Below are 26,639 nucleotides of genomic sequence, written 5' to 3'. Positions count from 1 at the left end.
TCAGTTTCCCTGTTGCGGCTCGGCTTCTTCGACGGCGTCGCTTCTTGCCGCAGCCACCTGCCGCTGCAGCACCCGATCGCGACCGGAGACGCCGAGCAGATCGGCGATCCGCCAGATCACGTGGTCTTCCATCTCGCTGCGCTCGCCATCGGCATAGACGATATCCCAGAGCATGCCGACGAGTTCGATCCGCTGTTCCTCCGAGAGGTGGCGCTTGATCTCGGCGGTGAACTGGTAGAAGTCGATCGCCTCGCTTTCCGCAGTCTCCCCCGCTTCGATCAGCGCGGCAAGCGAGGCATCGTCGAGCTTGTAGTGTTTCTTGATGACTGACCGCATCTTGCGCCGTTCGGACGCAAGGATCCGGCCGTCGGCCTCCATCACCTGGAAACAGAGGGCGATGACGGCCACGCGCGGATCGCCATGCTCTATCCGCGTCGCTGGGCCCGTCAGGCCGTCGAGAAACGTTCGTAAGCGTTCAAACATGTATTTCGCCACAACCCATGAGAGTTCAAAACAGTCGGAAACCAGTCTTTTCCGGCGCCCTCTCGCCGGCGGCTGGATCGCGCACGCCGGGATCATCCGGCGGACGACCGAAGAAGGGATCGGGTATACGCTCGCCGTCGGTAACCTCTTCCTTCTCCGTCTTCTTGACCGGAGCCTTGTCGGCTATCGGCTCGGATGGCTTGCGCTCCGTAACCTTGATCGGCTGCGGTTCCGGGCGTGCCTCCTCCCGTTCGGCCTCGAGGATGACCGGCGTTTCGCTGCGGCGGGCTGCGGGTGCCGGTTCATGCGCATGCGGCTCCACCGCCACCGGCGGCAGACTGCGGATCGCCTCGTCGGCATTCGATTGCTCGTGGTCGACGGTCGCCGAAAGCGTATGGGGCGGCGCCTTCCATTCGAACGCATCGAGCCGCCCGCTGACCGGCGAGACCGGCAGCCAGGTCGGTGACGTCACGCCGTCGGCAGTCCAGGCCGGGTCGCGTGGGCTGCGCAGCGCCTGCGCCATCCAGTGGCGGATGCGGCCCTCGTCGCCGGTATCCGCCTCTTCGATATCGGCGAGTAGCAGGAAGACGCTCTCGGTCGGGTCGAGCCGGGCGGCGGCTTCCGCCTTGGTGCGGGCCAGAAGCAGTTCGCGTGCTTCGAGCGCGGCTTCGGCGACGGCAGCCATCGCCACGGCATTGTTGGGCTTCAGGGCTTCGAGCTTTCGCGCCCGCTTCAACCGGTCGACGGCGGTGTCGCCGCCGCGGGCGCGCACGTAGAGCCGCGCCACGTCCGGATGCGGATCGTGCTTCCAGCTCTTTTCGAGAATCGAGGTTCCCTTGCGCAGGTTGTCCTCGCGAAACAGTGCCTTGGCCGCCGTCAGCGCCGCCGGCACCAGATGTTCGTCGAGCTTCAGTGCAGCGAGCGCATCGTCGCGCGCCGCCTTCACGTCGCCGTCGAGCCTGGTGATGGCCCTTGCGGTCAGGAGCACGGCCTTCTTGCGGTCGGCTTCCTTGCGGTCGACCACATGGGCCGCGCGGCTCTGGTCGAGGAGACGCAGCGCATCGTCCCACTGTCCGGCCTGGCTCTGGCTGTCGAGCGTCGCGAGCGCTGCCCAGGGCAAATGCGGTGCCTTCTCGGCGGCGCGTTCGGCATATTGCCGGGCGGCCTCGTGGGCGCCGAGGCGTTTGGCTTCGAGATAGAGGCCACGGAGCCCGAGCTCGCGGGTCTCCGGATCGTCTGCCATCAGCTCGAACTTGCGGCGCGCATCATCGTACTTGCCTTCGATGAGGGCGGTCTGCGCTTCGAGCAGGTGGATTAGCGGCTCCTGGTCGGCGCTGATCAATCCGCGGGTGCGGGCGGTCATCTTGCGGGCAAGATTGGCGTCGCCGGCGCCAGCGGCGATCAGGCCGGTCGAAAGCGCCTGGTAGCCACGGTCGCGCTTGCGTGCCCGGAAATAGCGGGTGACGGTGTGCGGCGAGAGCCAGATGGTGCGCACCAGCCAGACGGCGATCAGCACGGCAGCGATTAGCGAGATCAGAAGTGACGCAGCGCGCATCAGGCTCATCTCGATGAGCTGCCCCTGCCAGATCAGCGAAAGTTCACCCGGTCGATCCGCGAGCCACGCGAAGCCGAGGCCGAGACCGAGCACGATCAGGATGAAAATCAGAATGCGGATCATATCTGGTACCCTCAGCCCTCTGTGCCTGGCTTTGCCATCGTCGCGGCGACGGCGGCATCGATCGCGGCTTCGACACGCAAACGCTGGTCGAGCTTGGCCTTGAAGGTCTCGCCCGCCGGTTTGGCGCCATCCGGCAGGCCATCCCACTCCAGAGCGGCGCCCTTGAGATCGCCGTTGTTCAGCTTGTCCTCGATGCGGGCGATGACGGCTTCGGGCGTTTCACCCTCGACACTGCCGACGGGGCGCACGCGAATGCCGGACATGGCGCTGGACACCAGCCGGTCGAAGATGCCCTCGTTCGGATCGGGCTGATTGAGGGCGTCGAGCATGGCGTCGGCGGTTCTCGGGAAATCTCGGCGCAGGTCGGTGCGGGTCGGCACGCCGACCTGGGCATCCTTAGCCAGAGCGGCGACGGCCGGCTCTTCCGGTGCGATGCTGCGCAGGGCGTCGAGTTCGGCAAGGAAGGGGCCACCGCGATCGATTGCCGACTTCAGCGCCGTGACTGCAACCGCCTTGGCCATCTGGATGTCGTTGACCGGCTCGTTGAGCTTCTGTTCGGCGGATTCGATGCGGCTCGTGAGCTCGGCCTTCTCGGCGGTTGCCGCCTGTTGCGCATCGGCAAGCGCCGCCTTCAGGCCTGCAAGCTCCTTGGTGAGCGTGTCGACCTCCGCCTTCAGCGTTTCGACCTCGGCGCCCGGCGCCCCGTTCGTGCCGGGTTGGGGGGCAGACTGCTCCAGGGCGGCGATACGGGCTTCGAGCGCCGTGTTGTCGACGACTGCTGCGGACGTGGGGAGTGCTGCGATCTGGTCGCGCAGGGCCTGCAACTCCCCGGAGACGTTCTGCTCGATGCCGGAAGCGCCACGATCGGGGCCAAGGCCTGGGACGATGCCCGCATATTGCAGGCCGCCGAAGCCGAGCAGCGTCACGAGGCCGCCGACGATGCCGGCCGCAAGCGCGCCTGAGTTCGATACCGGTTTCTGCCGCAGCGTCGGCTCCGGTTCAGGTGCCGCGTGGGGTGGCTCTTCGGCGAAGACGGCTGCGGCCGCATCGGCACGCTGCTCCTCGATCTCTTCTTCCAGGCGCGATCCGGCGGCGCTGTCGTCGCTGCTGTCCGTTGCCGTGTCATCCGCCTTTGCATCGCCCGCCGGGCTTGCGGCTGCCACGTCCGTCACCGTCTCGCGGCTGGCTTCGGCTTCTGATTCCGCAACGGTTTTTTCCGCTTCGAGGTCGATCGTCAGCGGTTCCTTCTCGGACTTCGAGCGGCGCGGCGGGTTTTCCGATACCATGGTGACCTCTTCCCGTTGGTGCCTGTCGGCTCTTCTTTCAAACCTAGTCAGCCGGACCGGTGAGGGAAAGCCCCTCCGTTCCGATTTTGGCCGAATCGGCATCGGACTAACGCGGAATGCGGGCGGAAAACCGGCCACACATCTCCTCATTCCGGTTTAGAGCAATCTAAAAAGGCTTTCTTCATCGGGCCTTGCGGCGATCTGCGACATGGCGTTGCCCGGCAGCGCCTCGGCAACGGCAGCGCTCAGGCAAAGGTAGCGCGGGGCGAAGGACGCAGCGTCCAGACCGGCCTGCAACAGCAACGTCGCCAGCCGTCGAGCCGTCTCCCGCGAATAGAGCAGGACGGCGTCGGGTCGGCTGGCTTGCGTGAGATCCTGCAACGCACCGGGTGGGTGCGCGATCGGTTCCATGCGATAGCATTCGACCGTTCTATGTTCGATGTCGTGCTGGCGGAGCGTGCTCTCGAGACCGTCGGAGCGAGGCGAGCCGGTCAGGTAGAGGAGGGGCTGTTTTGGCAAGGTGCCGGCGGCCAAAACGATCAGGCCGGCCAGCGCCTCGCCGGCGCCGTCGCCGACGCGGATATCGGTGAAGCCAAGTTCCCCTGCCGCGCGCGCGGTCGCTTCGCCGACGCAGAAGCACGGTGTTTTCAGGTGCTTTTCCATTTCACTGCCCAGCGCTGCGAGCACCCGAACGGCTTCGGCGCTGGTCAGGACGATGGCGGCAAATGGTTGTTCGAGCGCGGCGCTGGCAACGGCCGTGAGATGCGTGGCCTGCATCAATGGCAGGAGGATCGGCTGGTGGCCGGCAGCCTGCAGCCGGCGTGCCGTCGCCTCGGCGGCGGGAAGCGGCCGGGTGACGAGCACGCGCATCGGCTCAGGTCCAGCTTGCAAAGAAGCCGGGACCGGCCTTGGCGCGGATTTCCTCGCCCGCCTTCTTGCCGAGCGCTTCGGCGTTGGTGGCCTTGCCTTCGATCGTGACGCGATGATGCGTCTGGCCGTCCGGTGTGAGGATCATGCCGGAAAAACTGAGATGGGTGCCATCCGAGGTGGCGAGACCGGCGATCGGCGTGCGGCAAGAACCGTCGAGCGTCGCCAGGAAACCGCGCTCGCAGGCGACCGCCTCGTGCGTGCGCGGATCATCGATCGCGGCGAGCAGGTCGTTGATACGGCTGTCGCCGATCCGGCTCTCGATGCAGATCGCGCCTTGTGCCGGGGCCGGCGGGAAATCCTTGGGATCGAGCAATTCGGTCACCACGTCGGTCATGCCGAGCCGCTTCAGGCCGGCATAGGCGAGGAGCGTTGCGTCCACCTGGCCCTCGGCGAGCTTTCGCAGCCGTGTTTCCACCTGGCCGCGATAGGTGATGACGTCGAGATCCGGCCGCAGCCGGCGGATCAGCGCCTGGCGGCGCAGCGACGAGGAGCCGACGGTCGCGCCTTCGGGCAGTTCCATCAGCTTGCGCGCCGTGCGGCCGATGAAGGCGTCGCGGATATCCTCGCGCGGCAGAAAGGCGGAAAGACAGAGCCCGTCCGGCAGCTTCGTCGGCATGTCCTTGGACGAATGCACGGCAAAATCGAGCTCGCCCGACAGCAACTGCTGCTCGATCTCTTCGGTGAACAGGCCCTTCCCGCCGATCTCGGCGAGCGAGCGGTCGGTGATCCGGTCGCCCTTGGTCGAGAGGATGACGACCTCGAACATTTCCGGCGCCAGGCCATGCGCCGCTGCGAGCCGATCGCGCGTTTCATGGACTTGAGCGAGCGCCAGCGGGCTGCCGCGCGTGCCGATCCGGAAAGGTTTTGTTTGCATCAAAGGCTATCCATTGTTACCGGAGTTCCGTGTACCCACCTTTCGGTGCGACCGCAATCTTTGAGTATACTCTGATGTCTCCGCCCCTGCGCATCCTCGGCATAGAAACAAGCTGCGACGAAACCGCCGCTTCCGTCATTTTGCGCGATTCCGACGGCAAGGGCCACATTCTCGGGGATGTCGTTCTCAGCCAGCTCGAAGAGCATAGCGCCTATGGCGGCGTGGTTCCGGAGATCGCCGCGCGCGCCCATGTCGAGGCGCTCGATACCCTGATCGAGGAAGCGCTGCTGCGCGCCGGTGTGACGCTTTCGGACATCGATGCCATCGCTGCGACAAGTGGTCCCGGTCTGATCGGCGGCCTGATCGTTGGGCTGATGACCGGCAAGGCGATCGCGCGGGCCACGGGCAAGCCGCTCTACGCCGTCAACCATCTCGAAGGCCACGCGCTGACGGCGCGCCTGACCGACGGGCTCTCCTTCCCCTATCTGATGCTGCTCGTCTCCGGCGGTCATACGCAGCTCATCCTCGTCAAGGGCGTCGGCGAATACGAACGCTGGGGCACGACGATCGACGATGCGCTTGGCGAAGCCTTCGACAAGACGGCGAAACTGCTCGGCCTTCCCTATCCGGGCGGCCCGGCGGTGGAGCGTGCGGCACTTGCCGGCAACCCCGAACGTTTCGATTTTCCGCGTCCCCTCGTCGGTGACGCAAGGCTCGATTTCTCGTTTTCGGGTCTGAAGACGGCGGTGCGCCAGGCGGCGCAATCGCTGGAGCCGGTGACGGATGAGGATATCGCCGATATCTGCGCTTCCTTCCAGCGTGCGATTTCGCGCACGCTCAAGGATCGCGTCGGTCGCGGGCTGAAGCGCTTCAAGGCGGAGCATGCCGGCGTGGCGCGCCCGGTGCTGGTGGTTGCCGGCGGCGTTGCCGCCAACCAGGTGCTGCGTTCGACGCTGCAGACCCTGTGCGCCCAATCCGGTTTCGAGTTTATCGCGCCGCCGCTTTCGCTCTGCACCGACAATGCCGCGATGATCGCCTGGGCCGGTGCGGAACGCCTGGCGGCGGGCATGGCGGCCGATGGCCTCGACGTCGCGCCGCGCTCGCGCTGGCCGCTCGACGCCCAGGCACAGGCACTGCTTGGCTCCGGCAAACGCGGCGCCAAGGCATGACGAACTCAGCCAAGGGCATGAAGAATTCAGCCAAGGGCATGAGGGACCTGGTCAGGGGCTCAGCCCGGCATGATGCAGAATGTGACGGATAGAGAATGAACGATAATTCCAAGATCGGGCCCAAGATCGTCGTCGTCGGTGCCGGTGCCTTTGGCACCGCGCTCGCCGCGGTTGCGGCCTCGGCCGCAGGCAGCGACGTGACGTTGCTCGCTCGCCGCCAGGAGACCGTAGCGGCGTGCCAAAGCACCGGTCGCAACGAGGATCACCTGCCGGGCATCGACCTGCCTGCAGCGCTGAAACATACGGCCGATGTCTCCGTTCTGGCTGATGCCGAGGTCGTTCTTTTCGCGATGCCGTCCCAGGCGCATCGCGATGCGGCGCGGCAATATGGCCCGCAGATCAATGTCGCCGCCACGATCGTCACCTGCGCCAAGGGCATGGAGCAGGCGACCGGCCGGTTGCTGACCGATATCCTGTCGGAGGAATTGCCCGGCCGTTCGATCGGCGTGCTCTCGGGTCCCGGTTTCGCTGCCGACATCGCCAAGGGTCTGCCGACTGCGATGGTGATCGCTGCGGCCGATGCCCAAACGGCGACGATGTTGGCAGAGGTGCTTTCAGGCCCGACCTTCCGTCTCTACCCGTCGGAGGATCGCATCGGGGTCCAGCTCGGCGGTGCGCTCAAGAACGTGCTGGCCATCGCCTGCGGTATCGTCGAGGGCGCTGGTCTCGGCGATTCCGCCCGCGCAGCGCTGATCTCGCGCGGCCTTGCCGAAATGTCGCGCTTCATTGCCGCCGAGGGTGGCGAGGCCGATACGGTGCGCGGGCTCTCCGGCCTCGGCGACCTCGTGTTGACGGCCACCAGCCACCAGTCGCGCAACCTGCGCTTCGGCATCGCGCTCGGCAAGAACGGCCGCGCCGATGGGCGCACCAGCGAGCTGGTCGAAGGGGCGTTTGCTGCCTCGGTCGCCGCCCGTGTCGCCGATGATCTCGGGGTTGAAATGCCGATCACCGAAGCGGTGGCGGCGATCATCGACGGCAAGCTCGATGTCCGCACCGCACTCGAACAATTGATGACACGCCCGATTACTCAGGAATAATCCGGCAGCGGGATGGGAAAAGTGTAAGGCGGTTTCCGCTTGCATCCCGCGCCAAACGACAACTCCAGGAGGAAGCATGCTCTTCGCACTTCATTGCACCGACCAGCCAGGCGCCCTGCAGCTTCGGCTCGATACCCGCCCCGATCACGTTGCCTATCTCAATGATCTCAATGCCAAGGGCATCCTGAAAATGGCAGGCCCGTTCATCGGTGACGACGGCAAGCCGACCGGCAGCCTGGTGATCGTCAAGGCCGAGACCATTGACGAAGCCCGCGCCCTTGCCGAGGCCGATCCCTATGCCAAGGCGGGTCTTTTCTCCAATGTCGAGATCAAGGCCTTCAACTGGGTCTTCAACAATCCGGAGGCTTGAGAGGCGATGGCGCACTGGCTCTACAAGTCCGAACCATTCAAATGGTCCTGGCAGATGCAGAAGGACGCGGGCGCCAAGGGCACCGAGTGGACCGGCGTGCGCAACTATCAGGCGCGCAACAACATGCGGGCGATGCAGATCGGCGACAAGGGCTTCTTCTACCACTCAAACGAGGGCCTGGAGATCGTCGGCATCACCGAGGTCTCAGCGCTTTCGCACCCGGATTCGACCGCAGAGGGTGACGCTCGCTGGGACTGCGTCGACATCCGCGCGGTGATGGATATGCCGCGTCCGGTGACGCTGAAGGAAATCAAGGACAATCCGAAGCTCGCCAAGATGTCGCTCGTCACCTCGATGCGCCTTTCGGTGCAGCCGGTGACCGAGGACGAATGGATCGAGGTCTGCCGTATGGGCGGGCTCGACAATCCGCCGCGGTAGTTTTTTCCCGCATGATTTGTCCGACACCGGTTCCCGCCTTTCGGACCACGCTTGGAGAGTTGTTTGAAGACCGATCCGGAAAGCTTCATTCTCGCCAATACCGGCGTGCTCTCGCCGCCGCACGTGCCAGAGGTTCGCCTGCATCTGGCAACCGAGGCGCATGAGCTCTGGCTGAAGACGGAGGAGGAATTGCAGGAGATCGGCCTGCCGCCACCGTTCTGGGCCTTTGCCTGGGCCGGTGGGCAGGGGCTTGCGCGCTATATCCTCGATCATCCGGAGGTGGTGCGCGGCAGGAGGGTCGTCGATTTCGCCTCGGGCTCCGGTCTGGTGGCGATCGCCGCGGTGAAGGCGGGTGCGGCCTCCGTTCTTGCCGCCGATATCGATCCCTGGGCGGAAACGGCGGTCCGGCTCAATGCCGATCTCAACGGCGTCACGCTCTCCTATACGGGCGAGGACGTGACCGGCCGCGACCTTCAGGCCGATGTCTGCCTCGCCGGCGACGTTTTCTACGACAAGGCTTTCGCCGACCGGCTGAAGCCGTGGTTTTCGGATCTGGCGGCGAAAGGCGTGACGGTGATCGTCGGCGATCCCGGCCGCGCCTATTGCCCGCGCGAGATGATGACGGCGCTCGCGACTTACGAGGTTCCCGTGACGCGGGCACTGGAAGACAGCGAGGTCAAGCGCACGACCGTCTGGCGCTTCGGGGCTGCTGCGAACACGGACGGTTGACAGCCCAAAGGCCTTCGATTCCAATCCGTCAAAAAAACTAGGGGATCGGATATGGCATTTGCGGGCATGAACTATCTGGCGGTGCTGATTGCCGCCATCGCAGCTTTCGTCATCGGTGCCGGCTACTACGGCATTCTCGGCAAACCCTGGATGAAGGCCGCGCGCATCGATCCCGCGAGCGCGCAGATGTCGCCGGTACTCTTCGCCATTTCCTTCGCCTCGGAACTGGTGATGGCGACCATGGTCGCCGGTGTCGTTGGCCACCTCGGTCCGGGCGAGGTGACACTCGTCAACGGCATCGCCTCGGCCTTCTTCCTCTGGCTCGGCTTCGTCGCCACGACCCTCGTCGTCAATCATCGCTATCAGGGTTTCGGCTGGGACCTGTCGCTGATCGATGGGGTGCACTGGCTGCTCGTGCTTCTGGCGATGGGCGCCATCATCGGCGCCATGGGCGTATCGGGCTGATCCGGCCGGAGGCGCTGCGACTACCGCCGGATCACGCAGACGCCGTGTTCATAGGCGCAGGAACCGTTCATCGTTTGCGGCGTGACATTGATGATCTTGCCGCGTTTCGTCTGCGGTGGCGGCGCATACTCCCCGCCGTCGGCATAGCCGTAATCACCTTCCTGGTTGAAATAGATGCCGTTGCCGAGGTCGACATAGGCGGAAATGCCGCCGACATAGGTGCCGATGCCCGGGATGATGTCCGGATATTCATCGCCGCCATAATAGCTCGGGCGATAGTCGCGGCGCTGGCCGCCGGATGTCCAGATCTCGCGTCCGGCGCGGTCGCGAACCCAGCCGCCGCCGTTGCCCCAGCGATCGGGATAGGGGCGGTATTGCGGGAGGAGAACATGCCGCGTGCGTGTCTCGACTTCCGGCAGTCCATCGGCGATGCGTGGGCGACCGTCGTGGCGGCGGCCCCCGGATGTCCAGATGTCATTGCCTGCCCTGTCACGAACCCATCCGCCGCGATGCTCCCAGCGCCCGGCATAGGGGCCGGGGTAGGGGCGATATCGGGGGAGCCGAACATGCCGGGTGCGCGTGTTCACTTCCGGCAGCCCATTGTTGGCCATCCAGTCGCGACGCGGCATGTGATTGCGGTTCCAGCCGTTGCGATAGCCTGAGCGGTCCGAATACATGCGGATATGGTTGGTGCGCGTCTGAAAGCCGCGTGCTCCGCCCCAGTCGCGGGCCTCCAGGGGGATGCAGGTCGTGGCGATGACCAGGCCGGCGAGCGCTAGCACTTTGGTCGCATGGATTGCCCTGAACAGAGTCATTCTGTTCGCCCTCCGGAATGACGCTTAACAAATCGTTAAGCTCACCTTGGGCCACTTTCGCCGGAAAGTCACGGAATTGCTTGGCTTTTTGCTGCTATCGTTAACGGATGCCCATGTCTCCGGCAGGCAGGAAAATGGCGCAATTCGTCTAATCGATTAAATTGATTTTGCACCGCAAACACACTTGTCGTTAAGCATTATGGTGATTAAAGGTCCGAATGACTGAATTGCGCACAATCAGGTGCGATACCGGACTAAAACCGTCCAGTTTCTTGGGCGAAAATCCGGGCATTCCGTGAGGTTCCGATGACGAATGTCACAAGAAGCCGGCCACTCTCGCCGCATCTTCAAATCTATAAACCGATCCCGACGATGGTGATGTCCATTGTGCACCGCATCACCGGCGGCGCGCTCTACTTCGGCACCATCCTCGTTGCCTGGTGGCTGATCGCCGCCGCATCGGGTGCGGCCTACTACGATTGGGTCAGCTGGCTGTTCGGCACGCTGATCGGCAAGCTGGTGCTCTTCGGCTATACCTGGGCGCTGGTGCACCACATGCTCGGGGGCTTGCGCCACTTCGTCTGGGATCTCGGCTACGGCTACGAGAAGCACTTCGCCACGAAGATGGCCAAGGCGACGATCATCTGTTCGGTGGCGCTGACGCTGCTGATCTGGGTGGTCGGTTATCTCGTCCGCTAACTGAGAGGAAAGACACCCATGGATATGCGCACACCTCTCGGCAAGGTCCGCGGCCTCGGCTCGGCCAAGGAAGGCACCGATCACTTCTGGCGCCAGCGCCTGACGGCGGTCGCCAACGTTCCGCTGCTGACCTTCTTCGTTATCTTCCTCGTTCGTTACGCCGGCGCGCCCCATGCGGATGTCGTCGCCGCGCTTTCAAACCCCTTCGTCGCGGTCGTCATGGCCCTCGTCGTGCTCTCGGGCCTGGTCCACATGCGTATCGGCATGCAGGTGATCATCGAGGACTATGTGCATGGCGAAGGCATGAAGATCGCCCTTCTCATGCTCAATACGTTTTTCGCGATCGCGGTTGGCGGGCTCTGTCTCTTCGCCATTCTGAAGATCGCTTTTGCAGGGTAATTTCGCCATGGCATCGAACAGTTCACCCGCTGCAAACGGCAAGGCCTATCAATATGTCGATCACGCCTTCGACGTCGTCGTCGTCGGCGCCGGCGGCGCCGGCTTGCGCGCGACCCTCGGCATGGCCGAGCAGGGTCTGAAGACCGCCTGCATCACCAAGGTCTTCCCGACCCGCTCGCACACGGTCGCCGCCCAGGGCGGCATCGCCGCCTCGCTGCAGAACATGACGCCGGACAGCTGGCAGTGGCACCTCTACGACACAGTCAAGGGTTCCGACTGGCTCGGCGACGTCGACGCCATGCAGTATCTCGCCATGGAAGCGCCGAAGGCGGTCTATGAGCTCGAGCACTACGGCGTGCCGTTCTCGCGCAACGCAGAAGGCAAGATCTACCAGCGGCCCTTCGGCGGCCACATGCAGAACTATGGTGAAGGCCCGCCGGTTCAGCGTACCTGCGCTGCCGCCGACCGTACCGGCCACGCGATCCTGCACACGCTCTACGGCCAGTCGCTGCGCAACAACGCCGAGTTCTTCATCGAGTATTTCGCGCTCGACCTGATCATGTCGGATGACGGCCGCTGCACCGGCGTCGTCGCCTGGAACCTTGACGACGGCACGATCCATCGCTTCTCCGCCAAGATGGTGGTGCTGGCGACCGGCGGCTACGGCCGCGCCTACTTCTCGGCGACCTCGGCGCATACCTGCACGGGCGACGGCGGCGGCATGATCGCGCGCGCCGGCCTGCCGCTGCAGGACATGGAGTTCGTTCAGTTCCACCCGACCGGCATCTACGGCGCGGGCTGCCTGATCACCGAAGGCGCACGCGGCGAAGGCGGTTATCTCGTCAACTCCGAAGGCGAGCGCTTCATGGAGCGCTACGCGCCCTCGGCCAAGGACCTTGCCTCGCGTGACGTCGTCTCGCGCTGCATGACGATGGAAATCCGCGAAGGTCGCGGCGTCGGCAAGAACAAGGACCACATCTTCCTGCATCTCGATCACCTCGATCCGGCCGTGCTGCACGAGCGCCTGCCGGGTATCTCGGAATCGGCGAAGATCTTCGCCGGCGTCGACGTGACGCGCGAGCCGATCCCGGTTCTGCCGACGGTGCACTACAACATGGGCGGCGTGCCGACCAACTATTGGGGCGAAGTCCTGAACGCCGACAGCCAGAACCCCGAGCGGGTCGCGCCCGGCCTGATGGCGGTGGGCGAAGCCGGCTGTGCTTCGGTGCACGGCGCCAACCGTCTCGGCTCCAACTCGCTGATCGACCTCGTGGTCTTCGGCCGCGCCGCCGCGATCCGTGCCGGCCAGGTCATCGACCGCAACGAGGCGATACCGGAACTCAACAAGGTTGCCTGCGACCGGATCATGGACCGCTTCGACCGCCTGCGTAACGCCAATGGCGGCACGCCAACGGCGGTGCTGCGCGAAAAGATGCAGCGCGCCATGCAGGAAGACGCAGCCGTGTTCCGCACCCAGGAATCGCTGGAATCGGGCTGCAAGCGCATCTCGGCGATCTGGAAGGAGATGCCCGATGTCAAGGTCACCGACCGCTCGATGATCTGGAACTCCGATCTCGTCGAGACGCTGGAACTCGAAAACCTCATGGCCAACGCCATCACGACGATCTACGGTGCCGAGGCGCGCAAGGAGAGCCGTGGCTCGCACGCCCGCGAGGACTTCACCGAAGGTCCGCTCGGCGGCCGTGACGACGTCAACTGGCGCAAGCATACGCTCGCCTGGGTCAATGAGGCCGGCGACGTCAAGCTCGACTATCGTCCGGTTCATACCGGCCTGATCGCCGAAGGCATCGATCCCAAGAAGATCGAGCCCAAGGCCCGGGTGTACTAGTGTTCAGAGCGGAACAAACTGCACTCGACCCAGATGCGCGTGAGCGCTCTGGGCTCTACGCAGCGTTCCCAATTTTTACGCAGAAGGACTTCGAGGCTCCTGTAAACAAGGCCGGATATGAAGTTGGAATTGACTATAGTTATCCCGCGTCACTACGCGAGATGATTAGTGCTGCAATTGTAACCTACTCTCTGCGAAATAAGTCGATCGATCATGTTCGGCGGACCTACCTCAAGGATATCCGTTATGAGGAGGATCCGGGGGCAGAGTCTAGGCTTGACCGCGGGTACAAGCGGGCATGTTTCTCACGTCTCACTGCAATACAAGCAGCAATCAACTCGTATCCACCTTTGTTAGGTAGGGAACCGACTGTCGGTGAATGGATAGGAGACCTCACTCTTATCAGAGCCGACTATAGTTTCAGGCGCGCGTTCGCGGAGGCCGACAAGGGCGCTCTATTTGAAGCCGTCGCCATTGCAAGAATGATTCTTGAGCAGCTAGCATGGGTTTATGTCATTCGAGGAATTGACGACGCCGAGAAAGTCCAGAAAACCCAAACGACTAAATGCATGGGCATTACGGCAGCGAAGTTCCGGACAGTGGGTCGCCTTTACGGATGGATGAGTGACCATGTGCACTGGGGTTACAATGCACATGCGAAAGTGATCACGTCCAACGACGACGGATATTCTGGAGCGTGGCTAGCCACCCCCCAGTTTAAAGCAACCGCATATGCAATGCTCATAGCACTGACAGCGATTGCTTACGAGTTGGTTATAGCTCTGCTCGGCAATTACCCCGAACTCATTGAAAGCAAGGTGCTAAAAGATTGGCTCGTCGAGAGCGATGATTTCAGCCCGGTTTCAATGGTCGAACGCATTTACGAATTGTCCGATGAATCGGAAGACATCAATACGATTCTCGAAATTGTGAAGGTGGCAACTAACGATGGTTGAACTCGCTCTCCCCAAGAACTCGCAGATGACGGAAGGCAAGGTCTGGCCGAAGCCTCAGGGCGCGACCAACGTTCGCGAATACCGCATCTATCGCTGGAACCCGGATGACGGCGCCAATCCGCGTATCGATACCTTCTATATCGATATCGACGATTGCGGCCCGATGGTGCTCGACGGTCTGCTCTATATCAAGAACAAGATCGACCCGACGCTGACGCTGCGGCGCTCCTGCCGCGAAGGCATCTGCGGCTCCTGCGCGATGAATATCGACGGCACCAACACGCTCGCCTGCACCAAGGGCATGGACGAGATCAAGGGCGCGGTGAAGGTCTATCCGCTGCCCCACATGCCGGTTGTCAAGGACCTGGTGCCGGATCTGACGAACTTCTACGCCCAGCACCGCTCGATCGAGCCGTGGCTGAAGACGGTGTCGCCGACGCCGGCCAAGGAATGGAAGCAGAGCCACGAGGATCGCCTGAAGCTCGACGGCCTCTACGAGTGCATTCTGTGCGCCTGCTGCTCGACCTCCTGTCCGAGCTATTGGTGGAACGGCGACCGTTACCTCGGTCCGGCGGTTCTGCTGCAGGCCTATCGCTGGCTGATCGACAGCCGCGACGAAGCGACCGGCGAGCGTCTCGACAATCTCGAGGACCCCTTCCGCCTTTACCGCTGCCACACGATCATGAACTGCGCGCAGGCCTGTCCGAAGGGCCTGAACCCGGCCAAGGCGATCGGCGAAATCAAGAAGATGCTGGTCGAGCGCCGCGTCTGATCGACAGGCAGTATTCGATTGCGAAAGCGGCGGGCTCCGGGCCCGCCGCTTTCATTTTGACATGCTGGCCGGCGATGCCGGGCGAGCAATCCGTGATTGTGGGGCGCGTATCAGAAGATCGTCGCTCGCGACTCGCGTTGGAGGAGCGTGTGGCACAAGCCGGCTTCGCACTTCGGCCAGACGTTTCAATCCTGCAACAGGTCGGCAGGAATCGTCGTCCCTTGATTTGGCCGGTGGATTTGCTGTATTTCGGCCTATATTATCGCGTTGCATCATGGTTCGCGAACACGAACAGGAGTAGGGATATGCGGGTTTTTCATGCGGCGGCGGGGCTGGCAGTTGTGCTTGCGCTGACCGGATGCCAGCGGACATCGATGGGCGGTTTCAGTTCCCAGGATGCTTCACCCGCTCCCATTCAAGCCGCACCGGTTCCCTCGGTTTCGTCGAACCAGCTTCCGGCGCCGACCGGAAACACTTCGCAATTCCCGGCTGCACCGACGAGCGGGACAATGACGCCCGGCACGGTTCAGCAGCCCGGCACGCAGGTCGCTGCGGCGGCGGGCGGCGGACTTGACGTCACCAAGGAGTCGATGGTCGGCAACTGGCGCGTATCGAGCGCCGGCAGCTCCTGCGACATGTTCCTGACGCTTACCAATCTCGGCTCCGGCTCGCGCGGCGGCACGCGTGGCTGCGCCGGTGAGCTGACGACCATGGGGTCCTGGGAAGTGGCCGGCAAGCAGGTGGTTCTCAAGGACCGCAGCGGCAACGCCATCGCCCGTCTCTACAAGACGGCCGACGCCCGTTTCGACGGCTCGACCAATGGCGGCCAGCCGGTCAGCCTCAGCCGCTGACGCTTTTTCAGCCCGGTCTCGCGCCGGGCTTTTGTTTTCCGGCCCATCTCGGGTGAGACGTGCTCAATCCTGACGACAGTATCTACCGCAAGCTCGAAACGCTCGTTGAGAGCGGCGAGCGCAAGCGCGACCCCGCACAGTTTACAATTGCGCGGCGTTTCGACCATCTTTCCGCGGAGCTGCTGGCCAGCCGCCCGTCGCGCAAGACCAATGCGCTCGGCTGGCTGTTCGCCTCACGCAAGAAAGACCATCCGCCGGTCAAGGGCCTCTACATCCATGGCGGCGTCGGGCGCGGCAAGACCATGCTGATGGATCTATTCTTCGATACCGTGCCGATCCAGCGCAAGCGTCGGGCGCATTTCCATGAGTTCATGGCCGACGTGCACGAGCGCATCTACAGGCACCGCCAGAAGCTGAAGAACGGCGAGACGAAGCAGGCCGATCCGATCCCGCCCGTCGCCTCGGAGCTTTTCGGCGAGGCGCGGCTGCTCTGCTTCGACGAGTTCTCGGTTACCGATATCGCCGATGCGATGATCCTTGGGCGGCTATTCGGCGAGCTTTTCTCGAAGGGCTGCGTCCTGGTCGCGACGTCGAACGTGGCGCCGGACGATCTCTATCGCGATGGCCTCAATCGCGGACTGTTCCTGCCCTTCATCGATCTCCTGAAGGCCAATGCCGAGGTCATCTCCCTCGACACGGACACCGACTACCGCCTGACGAAGACGGACGGCAGCCCGGTCTGGCTCTCGCCGCTCGGCGCCGAAGCGGATGCCGCGATGGCGCGGGCCTGGATCCAGGAGACCGGCAACGGCCTGGCCGGCCCCGCCGAGGTGCCGCGCAAGGGTCGCAAGATCCATGTGCCGGTCGCCTCCGGAAAGAGCGCCCGCTTTACCTTCGCCGACCTTTGCCAGCAGCCGCTCGGCGCGGCGGACTATTTGGCCATCCTCGAACGCTATTCGACGATTTTCGTCGATCACGTGCCGCATCTGGGTCCCCACATGCGCAACGAGACCAAGCGCTTCATCCTCCTGGTCGATACGCTCTACGATAACGGCGCCCGTCTTTTCGCTTCGGCCGCGGCCGAGCCACAGGATCTGCTGACCCAGAAGAAGGGCACGGAAGGCTTCGAGTTCGATCGCACGGTTTCGCGCCTGATCGAGATGCAAAGCGAAGAATATGCCCGCTGAGCACCCTGCTAATCGTGCTGTTTCATGACGCACTCGTGACGGAAATTCTTACGTTTACGTAAGAATTTTATGTTCTAACCGATTGAAATTGCTCTATCCAAAAGTATCGTTTGATATTTTACCATTTGCCGTTTAATGGCTTTCGGCGAAGGTTTGGCGTTTGCCGCGTTTCAGGCCTCGATCATATTGGGATCACAAAGGAAGCACTTTCATGGCGCGCAACAAGATCGCACTTATCGGTTCAGGGATGATTGGTGGTACGCTGGCGCATCTCGCCGGCCTGAAGGAACTGGGCGACATCGTCCTCTTCGACATCGCCGACGGCATTCCGCAGGGCAAGGGCCTCGACATTGCCCAGTCCTCCCCGGTCGAAGGCTTTGACGCCAACCTCACCGGCGCCAGCGACTATTCGGCAATCGAAGGTGCTGACGTCTGCATCGTCACCGCCGGCGTTCCGCGCAAGCCCGGCATGAGCCGCGACGATCTGCTGGGCATCAACCTCAAGGTCATGGAACAGGTCGGCGCCGGCATCAAGAAGTACGCTCCGAACGCCTTCGTCATCTGCATCACCAACCCGCTCGACGCCATGGTCTGGGCGCTGCAGAAGTTCTCGGGCCTGCCGAAGAACAAGGTCGTCGGCATGGCCGGCGTTCTCGATAGCTCGCGCTTCCGCCTGTTCCTTTCCCAGGAATTCAACGTCTCGGTCCAGGACGTCACCGCCTTCGTTCTCGGCGGCCACGGCGACACCATGGTGCCGCTCGCCCGCTACTCGACCGTTGCCGGCATCCCGCTGACCGACCTCGTTCAGATGGGTTGGGTTACCAAGGAGCGCCTCGAAGAAATCATCCAGCGCACCCGTGACGGCGGCGCCGAAATCGTCGGCCTGCTGAAGACCGGTTCGGCCTACTACGCCCCCGCCGCTTCGGCGATCGAAATGGCCGAAGCCTACCTCAAGGACAAGAAGCGCGTTCTGCCCTGCGCCGCTCACCTGACCGGCCAGTACGGCGTCAAGGATATGTATGTCGGCGTTCCGACCGTTATCGGCGCCGGCGGCGTCGAGCGCATCATCGAAATCGATCTCAACAAGGCCGAGAAGGAAGCTTTCGACAAGTCGGTCGCTTCGGTCGCCGGTCTTTGCGAAGCCTGCATCGGCATTGCTCCGAGCCTGAAGCAGTAATCGCGTCCCGTTGAGCGGATGCCCAAATCCGCTCAACCTCATTGTTTTTGCCGCATTTGTGCGATGGCAGGTGTTTCACCTGCCTGCGAAATGCTCCAGACAGGAAAAACACCATGAACATTCATGAATATCAGGCCAAGGCTCTGCTGAAGAGCTACGGCGCACCGGTCGCGGAAGGCGTCGCGATCTTCTCCGCCGATCAAGCTGAAGCCGCTGCCAAGTCGCTCCCGGGCCCGCTCTACGTCGTCAAGAGCCAGATCCATGCCGGCGGCCGCGGCAAGGGCAAGTTCAAGGAACTTTCCGCCGACGCCAAGGGCGGCGTTCGTCTTGCCTTCTCGATCGATGAAGCCAAGGCTCATGCCAAGGAAATGCTCGGCAATACGCTCGTCACCGCGCAGACCGGCCCCGCCGGCAAGCAGGTAAACCGCCTCTACATCGAGGATGGCGCCGACATCGATCGCGAACTCTATCTTTCGCTGCTCGTTGACCGCTCGGTCGGCCAGATCGCCTTCGTCGTTTCGACGGAAGGCGGCATGGACATCGAGGCTGTTGCGCACGACACGCCGGAAAAGATCGTCAACGTCGCGATCAACCCGGAAGCTGGCGTCACCGCCGCTGATCTCGCCAAGCTCACCTCGGCCCTGAAGCTCGAAGGCGAAGCCAAGGCTGACGCCGAAAAGCTCTTCCCGATCCTCTACAAGGCCTTTGTCGAGAAGGACATGAGCCTGCTCGAGATCAACCCGCTGATCGTCATGAAGAACGGCCGCATGCGCGTTCTCGATGCCAAGGTCTCGTTCGACGGCAACGCGCTCTTCCGCCACGACGATATCAAGGCACTGCGCGACGAAACCGAAGAAGACGCCAAGGAAATCGAGGCCTCCAAGTGGGACCTCGCCTATGTGGCGCTCGACGGCAACATCGGCTGCATGGTCAACGGCGCGGGTCTTGCCATGGCGACGATGGACATCATCAAGCTCTACGGCAAGGAGCCGGCGAACTTCTGCGACGTCGGCGGCGGCGCCGGCAAGGATAAGGTCGCGGCAGCCTTCAAGATCATCACGGCCGACCCGAAGGTCGAGGGCATCCTCGTCAACATCTTCGGCGGCATCATGAAGTGCGATGTCATCGCTGAAGGTGTCGTTGCGGCCGTACAGGAAGTCGGCCTCAAGGTTCCGCTGGTCGTTCGTCTCGAAGGCACGAATGTCGAGCTTGGCAAGAAGATCCTGAACGAATCCGGCCTGGCGATCACCGCCGCCGACGATCTGGATGACGCTGCCAAGAAGATCGTCGCCGCGATCAACGGCTAACTGAAGGACCAGACCACATGTCGATTCTCGTCAATAAGAACACCAAGGTCCTCGTTCAGGGCCTGACCGGCAAGACCGGCACCTTCCATACCGAACAGGCGCTTGCCTATTACGGCACGCAGATGGTCGGCGGCATTCACCCGAAGAAGGGCGGCGAAACCTGGACCGGCTCCAAGGGCGAAACCTTGCCGATCTTCGCCTCGGTTGCCGAAGGCCGTGAAAAGACCGGTGCGGACGCATCCGTGATCTATGTTCCGCCGGCAGGCGCCGCGGACGCGATCATCGAGGCGATCGATGCGGAAATCCCGTTCATCACCTGCATTACCGAAGGCATTCCGGTTGCCGACATGGTGCGCGTCAAGGCCCGTCTCGACCGCTCCAAGTCGCGCCTGCTCGGCCCGAACTGCCCCGGTATCCTGACGCCGGAAGAATGCAAGATCGGCATCATGCCGGGGTCGATCTTCCGCAAGGGTTCGGTCGGCATCGTCTCGCGCTCCGGTACGCTGACCTATGAAGCCGTGTTCCAGACCTCCAACGAAGGCCTCGGCCAGACGACGGCCGTCGGCATCGGCGGCGACCCGGTCAAGGGCACCGAGTTCATCGACGTGCTGGAGATGTTCCTGGCGGACGAGGCCACGACCTCGATCATCATGATCGGCGAAATCGGCGGCTCGGCCGAAGAGGATGCGGCGCAGTTCCTCATCGACGAGGCCAAGAAGGGCCGCAAGAAGCCGATGGCCGGCTTCATTGCGGGCCGTACCGCGCCGAAGGGCCGCACCATGGGTCATGCCGGCGCCGTCGTCTCCGGCGGCAAGGGCGATGCGGAATCCAAGATCGCTGCGATGGAGCAGGCTGGCATCCGCGTGTCGCCGTCGCCGGCCCGTCTCGGCAAGACGCTGGTCGAAGTCCTCAAGGGCTGATCTCAAGACTATGCCCGGGCCGGCCTATCCGGCCCGGGCAACCTGCAGCCCGCGTGTTTCCTTGGCTGATTGAAGATCAGGACATGCGGCAATGACTGCCACGGTGACCCGGCGCGTTCTTTCTATGCGCGGCGCCGTAGGAAAAGGCCCGGCGCCCGGACGCGCCGAACGAACATGAACGACCGGGATACCCGGCAACCCAACTTCAGTCAGGAGGCGGACAGATCAGTCCGCGTGAGACCATGACAAGGCAAGAGGCCAACGAGCAATTCCAGCTCACTTCGTTTCTGGACGGCGCCAATGCCGCCTATATCGAGCAGCTCCAAGCACGCTATGAAACGGAGCCGGCGTCCGTGTCGGCCGAATGGCAGGCCTTCTTCAAGGCGCTCGCCGACCGGCCGGAAGATGTCGTGAAGGCAGCCAAGGGCGCCTCCTGGAAAAAGAACAACTGGCCGATCGCGGCCAATGGCGAACTCGTCTCCGCGCTCGATGGCGACTGGGGTACGGTCGAAAAGGTCATCGAAAAGAAGGTCAAGGCGAAGGTTGAGGAAGCCGCCGCTGCCGCCGGTGTTGCCGTCAGCGCGGCCGATATCCATCAGGCGACGCGCGATTCCGTCCGCGCCATCATGATGATCCGCGCCTATCGCGCCCGCGGCCACCTGCATGCCAAGCTCGACCCGCTCGGCCTTGCTGCCCCGGTCGAGGACTACAACGAGCTTTCGCCCTCGAACTACGGCTTCGAGGACAAGGATCTCGACCGCAAGATCTTCATCGACAACGTGCTCGGCCTCGAATACGCGACCATCCGCGAGATGGTCGAAATCCTCGAGCGCACCTATTGCTCGACGATCGGCGTCGAGTTCATGCACATGTCGAACCCGGACGAGAAAGCCTGGATTCAGGAACGCATCGAAGGGCCGGACAAGGGCGTCGAATTCACCCCGGAAGGCAAGAAGGCGATCCTGCAGAAGCTGATCGAGGCCGAAGGCTTCGAGCAGTTCATCGACGTCAAGTACAAGGGTACCAAGCGCTTCGGTCTCGACGGTGGCGAGTCCGTCATCCCGGCGCTCGAGCAGATCATCAAGCGTGGCGGCCAGGAAGGCCTCAAGGAAATCGTTCTCGGCATGGCTCACCGCGGCCGCCTGAACGTGCTTTCCCAGGTCATGGCCAAGCCGCACCGCGCGATCTTCCACGAGTTCAAGGGCGGCTCCTACGCGCCTGACGACGTCGAAGGTTCGGGCGACGTGAAGTACCACCTCGGCGCTTCCTCCGACCGCGAATTCGACGGCAACAAGGTTCACCTGTCGCTGACGGCGAACCCCTCGCACCTCGAAATCGTCAACCCTGTGGTCATGGGCAAGGCCCGCGCCAAGCAGGACCAGATGGCGACCGTCTTCGAAGGCGACATCATACCGCTGCGGGAGCGCTCCAAGGTCATGCCGCTGCTGCTGCATGGTGACGCCGCTTTTGCCGGCCAGGGCGTGATCGCCGAAATCCTCGGCCTTTCGGGCCTGCGCGGCCACCGCGTTGCCGGCACCGTTCACTTCATCATCAACAACCAGATCGGTTTCACCACCAATCCCGCCTTCTCGCGTTCGTCGCCCTATCCGTCCGACGTCGCAAAGATGATCGAAGCGCCGATCTTCCACGTCAACGGCGACGATCCGGAAGGCGTTGTCTATGCGGCCAAGATCGCGACCGAATTCCGGATGAAGTTCCACAAGCCGGTCGTCATCGACATGTTCTGCTACCGCCGCTTCGGCCACAACGAAGGCGACGAGCCGGCGTTCACCCAGCCGAAGATGTACAAGGTCATCCGCGCCCACAAGACCGTCGTCCAGCTCTATTCGGACCGACTGATCGCCGAAGGCCTGATCTCCGAAGGCGAAGTCGAGAAGATGAAGGCCGACTGGCGCGCCCATCTCGAGCAGGAGTTCGAGGCCGGCCAGTCCTACAAGCCGAACAAGGCCGACTGGCTGGACGGTGCCTGGTCTGGCCTGCGCTCGGCCGACAACCAGGACGAACAGCGCCGCGGCAAGACCTCGGTGCCGATGAAGCAGCTCAAGGAAGTCGGCCGCAAGATCTCGGAGATCCCGGCAGGCTTCAACGCGCACCGCACCATCCAGCGCTTCATGGAAAACCGCGCCAACATGATCCAGACCGGCGAGGGCATCGACTGGGCAATGGCCGAAGCGCTCGCCTTTGGTACGCTCGTCACCGAAGGCACCAAGATCCGTCTTTCGGGCCAGGACTGCGAACGCGGCACCTTCTCGCAGCGCCATTCGGTGCTCTACGATCAGCAGACCGAAGAGCGCTACATTCCGCTCGCGAACCTCTCGCCGACACAGGCCCGCTACGAAGTCATCAACTCGATGCTCTCCGAAGAGGCGGTCCTCGGCTTCGAATACGGCTACTCGCTCGCCCGCCCGAACGCGCTGACGCTCTGGGAAGCCCAGTTCGGCGACTTCGCCAACGGTGCACAGGTCGTTTTCGACCAGTTCATCTCGTCGGGCGAACGCAAGTGGCTGCGCATGTCGGGTCTCGTCTGCCTGCTGCCGCACGGCTATGAGGGCCAGGGTCCGGAGCACTCCTCCGCCCGCCTCGAACGCTTCCTGCAGCTCTGCGCCGAAGACAACATGCAGGTCGCCAACGTCACGACGCCGGCGAACTACTTCCACATCCTGCGCCGCCAGGTGAAGCGCGACTTCCGCAAGCCGCTGATCCTGATGACGCCGAAGTCGCTGCTGCGCCACAAGCGGGCGATCTCCAGCCTGTCGGAAATGGCCGGCGAGAGCTCTTTCCACCGCCTGCTGTGGGACGACGCCGAAGTCATCAAGGATGGTCCGATCAAGCTGCAGAAGGACTCGAAGATCCGTCGCGTCGTGCTCTGCTCGGGCAAGGTCTACTACGACCTGCTCGAAGAGCGCGAAAAGCGCGGCATCGACGACGTCTACCTGCTGCGCGTCGAGCAGCTCTATCCGTTCCCGGCCAAGGCGCTCATCAACGAGCTCAGCCGCTTCCGCAATGCGGAGATGGTCTGGTGCCAGGAAGAGCCGAAGAACATGGGCGCCTGGTCGTTCATCGACCCCTATCTCGAATGGGTTCTCGCCCATATCGACGCCAAGTATCAGCGCGTGCGCTACACCGGCCGTCCGGCCGCCGCCTCGCCGGCGACGGGCCTGATGTCGAAGCACCTGGCGCAGCTTGCCGCTTTCCTCGAGGACGCGCTGGGGGGCTGATGCTCCCCTCGCTCTGAGCCAACAGAAACAGATATCTGATCAACGGAACAAAAATCATGGCAACAGAAATCCGCGTTCCCACCCTTGGCGAATCCGTCAGCGAAGCGACCGTCGGCACCTGGTTCAAGAAGGTCGGCGATGCCATCAAGGCCGACGAACCCCTGCTCGAACTCGAAACCGACAAGGTGACGATCGAAGTGCCGGCCCCTGCAGCCGGTACGCTTTCCGAAATCGTCGCGCAGGCCGGCGAGACCGTCGGTCTCGGCGCGCTGCTCGGCCAGATCGCCGCTGGTGACGGCGCTGCTGCGGCAGCCCCGGCTGCCGCGCCTGAGAAGAAGGCCGAGCCGGCTGCTGCCGCTCCGGCTGCCCCGGTCGCTGCTGCGGCTCCCGCCGCCTCGTCGATGCCGCCGGCACCGGCTGCCGCCAAGCTGCTCGCCGAAAACAACCTCTCGGCCGACCAGGTCGACGGTTCGGGCAAGCGTGGCCAGGTGCTGAAGGGCGACGTGCTTGCGGCCGTCGCCAAGGGCATCTCGACACCGGTCGCCGCAGAGCCGGCCAAGGTCCAGGCCCGCGCGCCGTCGACGGCCGAGGACGTCGTTCGCGAAGAGCGCGTCAAGATGACCCGCCTGCGCCAGACGATCGCGCGCCGCCTCAAGGATGCGCAGAACACTGCCGCCATGCTGACCACCTACAACGAGGTGGACATGAGCGCGGTCATGTCGCTGCGCAACAAGTACAAGGACATCTTCGAGAAGAAGCACGGCGTGAAGCTCGGCTTCATGGGCTTCTTCACCAAGGCCGTTACCCACGCGCTGAAGGAAATTCCGGCGGTCAACGCCGAGATCGACGGCACCGACATCATCTACAAGAACTACTGCCACATCGGCGTCGCCGTCGGCACGGACAAGGGTCTTGTCGTTCCGATCGTTCGCGATGCCGACCAGATGTCGATCGCCGAGATCGAGAAGGACATCGGTCGTCTCGGCAAGGCCGCGCGTGACGGCGCACTGTCGATGGCCGACATGCAGGGCGGCACCTTCACGATCTCCAACGGCGGCGTCTATGGTTCGCTGATGTCTTCGCCGATCCTGAACGCGCCGCAGTCGGGCATTCTCGGCATGCACAAGATCCAGGACCGTCCGGTCGCCATCGGCGGCCAGGTCGTCATCCGCCCGATGATGTACCTCGCGCTCTCCTACGATCACCGCATCGTCGACGGCAAGGAAGCCGTGACCTTCCTCGTCCGCGTCAAGGAAAGCCTCGAGGATCCGGAGCGTCTGGTTCTCGATCTCTAATCTTGGCAACAGACGCGGGCGCCTCTGCGCGCCCGCGTCTATCCTCATGTCGGTCGGAGACGGCGAATGATCGTTCGTCGCCGCCCTTGCCGAGGAGACTTGCCCCGGCGGGGTCGTGATACCGATCTGGATTGATCCTGAGATTGCGAGGGCTGATGGAAGCCGCGGCAGCGTCGACTGAAATCTGGGTGCTTGGCTGGAGCGTCGTGCTGCTGATCGTCCACATCCTGGCGCAGGCGCTGTCGCTCGACCTCGGCGTCAAGTACCTGCTCGGACCTCGTGATGAGCAGCGCGTGTCGAAGAGCTTCGTGGCGGGACGTCTCCTGCGCTCGCTTCGCAACATGCTGGAAACCAATCCTGCCTTCGTTGCCCTTGCGCTTGCACTGGCGGTGACTGGGAAGACCGGCGGCCTCGGTGCCATTGGCGCCCTAACCTGGATTTTGGCACGGGTGGCCTACATCATCCTCTACGTGGCAGGCGTTCCCGTGTTGCGCTCCATCGTCTGGTTCGTGTCGATCATTGCACTGTTGCTGATGGTCGTCCGGCTCATGGCATAGCATCCCTGCGGCAAGGCAAGAGGAGACTGGCATGGCATTCGAACCCAATGTACCGCCGATCCAGGTGCATCTCTGCGTCAAGGATGGCATGGCGGCGATTGCTTTCTACGAGAAGGCCTTCGGAGCGCAACACACCTTTTGCCAGTTGGCGGAGGATCGTAAGCGCGTAATGCATTCCAATCTGTCGGTGTTCGGCGGGGAGATCATGCTGCATGACGAATTTCCCGAATTCGGCGGCAGCGTGCTCTCGCCCGAGACGATCGGCGGCACCGGTGTCGCTATCAGCATCAACCTGCCGGCGGCTGTCGATGTCGACGCGGCCTATGACAGGGCGATTGCCGCAGGGGCATCGACAGTGCTGGAGCCGCAGGATACCTTCTGGCACGCACGCTACGCGCGCATCCAGGATCCCTTCGGCCACGTCTGGGCCTTCAACGCACCGGTCGCAAAACCATGAGCCAATATCTCTTTGAACTTGCCTCGCTGATGGCGATCTTCGCCTTCGCCATCGTCTCGCCCGGCGCCGACCTCGCCATGGTCATGCGCCAGTCGATCGTGCATGGCCGCCGCCCGGCCATCATCACATCCTTCGGCATCGGTACGTCGCTGATGTTCCATGTCACCTATACGATCCTTGGTCTCGGGCTGATCATTTCGCAGTCGATCTACCTGTTCAACATCGTCAAATGGTGCGGCGTCGCTTACCTGATCTATATCGGCATCAAGGCGCTGCGTGCCGGTCAGACGGAGATCAAGGTCGAGCGCGCGGAAGGCGCGGAACCCGCCAAGAGCCAGTCTGCCGCGAAGGCCTTCGGCCTCGGCTTCGCCGCCAACGCGCTCAACCCGAAGCCGGTGTTCTTCTTCCTGTCGATCTTCTCGACCGTCGTCAGCGCCCACACGCCGATTCTCATCAAGTTCGGCTACGGTCTGGTCATGGCTTCCTGCCTGATCCTCTGGTTCGTCGGCGTCAGTCTGTTCATGACGACGCCGCGTATGCGCGCCGCCTTCACCCGCGCCAGCAAGTGGATCGACCGCATGAGCGGCGTGGTCTTCATCGCCCTCGGCCTCAAGCTCGCGACGGAGAAGGCCGCCTGATC

The 26,639-nt window shown here is 63.2% G+C and carries 27 protein-coding genes; 21 read left to right on the top strand and 6 right to left on the bottom strand.

Features of this window, described 5'->3' with window-relative positions:
- The 5 genes from QM996_RS15990 to hemC all read right to left on the bottom strand — a co-directional run bounded on the left by QM996_RS15990 (position 1) and on the right by hemC (position 5,251).
- A complete protein-coding gene (locus tag QM996_RS15990) occupies positions 1 to 483 on the bottom strand; it encodes a tellurite resistance TerB family protein (RefSeq protein WP_500268304.1) in 483 nt (160 codons plus the stop codon).
- Between the two features lie 25 nt (positions 484 to 508).
- Entirely contained in the window at positions 509 to 2,161 is a 1,653-nt protein-coding gene (locus QM996_RS15985; RefSeq protein WP_500268303.1) for a heme biosynthesis protein HemY, read from the bottom strand.
- 11 nt (positions 2,162 to 2,172) lie between these two features.
- Positions 2,173 to 3,447, bottom strand: a complete 1,275-nt coding sequence (locus tag QM996_RS15980) for a COG4223 family protein (protein ID WP_500268302.1) — start codon at positions 3,445 to 3,447, stop codon at positions 2,173 to 2,175.
- Positions 3,448 to 3,603: 156 nt separating this feature from the next.
- On the bottom strand, positions 3,604 to 4,317 hold the full coding sequence (locus QM996_RS15975) for a uroporphyrinogen-III synthase (RefSeq protein ID WP_500268301.1): 714 nt from the start codon (positions 4,315 to 4,317) through the stop codon (positions 3,604 to 3,606).
- 4 nt (positions 4,318 to 4,321) lie between these two features.
- On the bottom strand, positions 4,322 to 5,251 hold the full coding sequence (gene hemC, locus QM996_RS15970) for a hydroxymethylbilane synthase (protein ID WP_500268300.1): 930 nt from the start codon (positions 5,249 to 5,251) through the stop codon (positions 4,322 to 4,324).
- A gap of 74 nt (positions 5,252 to 5,325) precedes the next feature.
- On the opposite strand from hemC, the gene tsaD reads away from it, so the two are divergent.
- From tsaD to QM996_RS15940, 6 genes are all read left to right on the top strand, one after another.
- On the top strand, positions 5,326 to 6,420 hold the full coding sequence (gene tsaD / locus QM996_RS15965; protein ID WP_500268299.1) for a tRNA (adenosine(37)-N6)-threonylcarbamoyltransferase complex transferase subunit TsaD: 1,095 nt from the start codon (positions 5,326 to 5,328) through the stop codon (positions 6,418 to 6,420).
- Positions 6,421 to 6,533: 113 nt separating this feature from the next.
- Complete coding sequence (locus QM996_RS15960; RefSeq protein ID WP_500270332.1) at positions 6,534 to 7,517, top strand: NAD(P)H-dependent glycerol-3-phosphate dehydrogenase; 984 nt, start codon at positions 6,534 to 6,536, stop codon at positions 7,515 to 7,517.
- Between the two features lie 76 nt (positions 7,518 to 7,593).
- Positions 7,594 to 7,887: a YciI family protein gene (locus tag QM996_RS15955; protein WP_500268298.1), complete on the top strand. Its 294-nt coding sequence runs from the start codon at positions 7,594 to 7,596 to the stop codon at positions 7,885 to 7,887.
- Positions 7,888 to 7,893: 6 nt separating this feature from the next.
- Positions 7,894 to 8,325: an EVE domain-containing protein gene (locus QM996_RS15950; RefSeq protein WP_429814939.1), complete on the top strand. Its 432-nt coding sequence runs from the start codon at positions 7,894 to 7,896 to the stop codon at positions 8,323 to 8,325.
- A gap of 63 nt (positions 8,326 to 8,388) precedes the next feature.
- Entirely contained in the window at positions 8,389 to 9,054 is a 666-nt protein-coding gene (locus QM996_RS15945; RefSeq protein WP_500268297.1) for a class I SAM-dependent methyltransferase, read from the top strand.
- A 51-nt stretch (positions 9,055 to 9,105) separates the two neighbouring features.
- Positions 9,106 to 9,519 carry a DUF1761 domain-containing protein gene (locus tag QM996_RS15940; RefSeq protein WP_500268296.1) on the top strand — a complete coding sequence of 138 codons (414 nt, stop codon included), beginning with the start codon at positions 9,106 to 9,108 and terminating at the stop codon, positions 9,517 to 9,519.
- A gap of 20 nt (positions 9,520 to 9,539) precedes the next feature.
- On the opposite strand, the gene QM996_RS15935 is transcribed toward QM996_RS15940, so the two are convergent.
- Complete coding sequence (locus QM996_RS15935) at positions 9,540 to 10,334, bottom strand: hypothetical protein (protein WP_500268295.1); 795 nt, start codon at positions 10,332 to 10,334, stop codon at positions 9,540 to 9,542.
- A gap of 306 nt (positions 10,335 to 10,640) precedes the next feature.
- On the opposite strand from QM996_RS15935, the gene sdhC reads away from it, so the two are divergent.
- The 15 genes from sdhC (at position 10,641) to QM996_RS15860 (ending at position 26,637) form a co-directional block, all read left to right on the top strand.
- The gene (sdhC, locus tag QM996_RS15930; RefSeq protein WP_173517759.1) at positions 10,641 to 11,033 is read left to right on the top strand and encodes a succinate dehydrogenase, cytochrome b556 subunit; all 393 of its coding nucleotides are present in this window, start codon (positions 10,641 to 10,643) and stop codon (positions 11,031 to 11,033) included.
- A gap of 18 nt (positions 11,034 to 11,051) precedes the next feature.
- Positions 11,052 to 11,432, top strand: a complete 381-nt coding sequence (sdhD, locus tag QM996_RS15925) for a succinate dehydrogenase, hydrophobic membrane anchor protein (RefSeq protein ID WP_500268294.1) — start codon at positions 11,052 to 11,054, stop codon at positions 11,430 to 11,432.
- Positions 11,433 to 11,439: 7 nt separating this feature from the next.
- Positions 11,440 to 13,281: a succinate dehydrogenase flavoprotein subunit gene (gene sdhA / locus QM996_RS15920; RefSeq protein ID WP_500268293.1), complete on the top strand. Its 1,842-nt coding sequence runs from the start codon at positions 11,440 to 11,442 to the stop codon at positions 13,279 to 13,281.
- Positions 13,281 to 14,237 (top strand): hypothetical protein, encoded by a 957-nt coding sequence (locus tag QM996_RS15915; RefSeq protein ID WP_500268292.1) that lies wholly within the window; start codon positions 13,281 to 13,283, stop codon positions 14,235 to 14,237. Before sdhA ends, QM996_RS15915 begins: the two co-directional genes overlap by 1 nt.
- Positions 14,230 to 15,009, top strand: a complete 780-nt coding sequence (locus QM996_RS15910; RefSeq protein ID WP_429814957.1) for a succinate dehydrogenase iron-sulfur subunit — start codon at positions 14,230 to 14,232, stop codon at positions 15,007 to 15,009. The genes QM996_RS15915 and QM996_RS15910 overlap by 8 nt, the downstream gene beginning before the upstream one ends.
- 305 nt (positions 15,010 to 15,314) lie before the next feature.
- On the top strand, positions 15,315 to 15,860 hold the full coding sequence (locus QM996_RS15905) for a protease inhibitor Inh/omp19 family protein (protein WP_500268291.1): 546 nt from the start codon (positions 15,315 to 15,317) through the stop codon (positions 15,858 to 15,860).
- 59 nt (positions 15,861 to 15,919) lie between these two features.
- Positions 15,920 to 17,047 (top strand): cell division protein ZapE, encoded by a 1,128-nt coding sequence (zapE, locus tag QM996_RS15900; RefSeq protein ID WP_500268290.1) that lies wholly within the window; start codon positions 15,920 to 15,922, stop codon positions 17,045 to 17,047.
- Positions 17,048 to 17,258: 211 nt separating this feature from the next.
- Positions 17,259 to 18,224: a malate dehydrogenase gene (gene mdh, locus QM996_RS15895; protein WP_113535265.1), complete on the top strand. Its 966-nt coding sequence runs from the start codon at positions 17,259 to 17,261 to the stop codon at positions 18,222 to 18,224.
- Between the two features lie 113 nt (positions 18,225 to 18,337).
- Positions 18,338 to 19,531 (top strand): succinate--CoA ligase subunit beta, encoded by a 1,194-nt coding sequence (gene sucC, locus QM996_RS15890; protein ID WP_500268289.1) that lies wholly within the window; start codon positions 18,338 to 18,340, stop codon positions 19,529 to 19,531.
- 17 nt (positions 19,532 to 19,548) lie between these two features.
- Entirely contained in the window at positions 19,549 to 20,451 is a 903-nt protein-coding gene (gene sucD / locus QM996_RS15885; protein ID WP_058321727.1) for a succinate--CoA ligase subunit alpha, read from the top strand.
- 242 nt (positions 20,452 to 20,693) lie between these two features.
- Positions 20,694 to 23,690: a 2-oxoglutarate dehydrogenase family protein gene (locus QM996_RS15880; protein ID WP_500268288.1), complete on the top strand. Its 2,997-nt coding sequence runs from the start codon at positions 20,694 to 20,696 to the stop codon at positions 23,688 to 23,690.
- Positions 23,691 to 23,746: 56 nt separating this feature from the next.
- Positions 23,747 to 24,985, top strand: coding sequence for a 2-oxoglutarate dehydrogenase complex dihydrolipoyllysine-residue succinyltransferase (gene odhB / locus QM996_RS15875; protein ID WP_500268287.1), 1,239 nt, complete (start codon positions 23,747 to 23,749; stop codon positions 24,983 to 24,985).
- A 155-nt stretch (positions 24,986 to 25,140) separates the two neighbouring features.
- A complete protein-coding gene (locus QM996_RS15870) occupies positions 25,141 to 25,542 on the top strand; it encodes an MAPEG family protein (RefSeq protein ID WP_500268286.1) in 402 nt (133 codons plus the stop codon).
- A gap of 31 nt (positions 25,543 to 25,573) precedes the next feature.
- On the top strand, positions 25,574 to 25,999 hold the full coding sequence (locus QM996_RS15865; protein WP_500268285.1) for a VOC family protein: 426 nt from the start codon (positions 25,574 to 25,576) through the stop codon (positions 25,997 to 25,999).
- Positions 25,996 to 26,637: a LysE family translocator gene (locus tag QM996_RS15860; RefSeq protein ID WP_500268284.1), complete on the top strand. Its 642-nt coding sequence runs from the start codon at positions 25,996 to 25,998 to the stop codon at positions 26,635 to 26,637. The genes QM996_RS15865 and QM996_RS15860 overlap by 4 nt, the downstream gene beginning before the upstream one ends.
- The last annotated feature ends 2 nt before the right edge of the window (positions 26,638 to 26,639 follow it).

Origin of the sequence: Sinorhizobium chiapasense, from assembly GCF_045277575.1 — a bacterium.
Classification (GTDB): domain Bacteria; phylum Pseudomonadota; class Alphaproteobacteria; order Rhizobiales; family Rhizobiaceae; genus Ensifer; species Ensifer chiapasense_A.
Note: the sequence above shows the minus strand (reverse complement) of the source record. Positions and strands in the feature narration are given on the sequence as shown.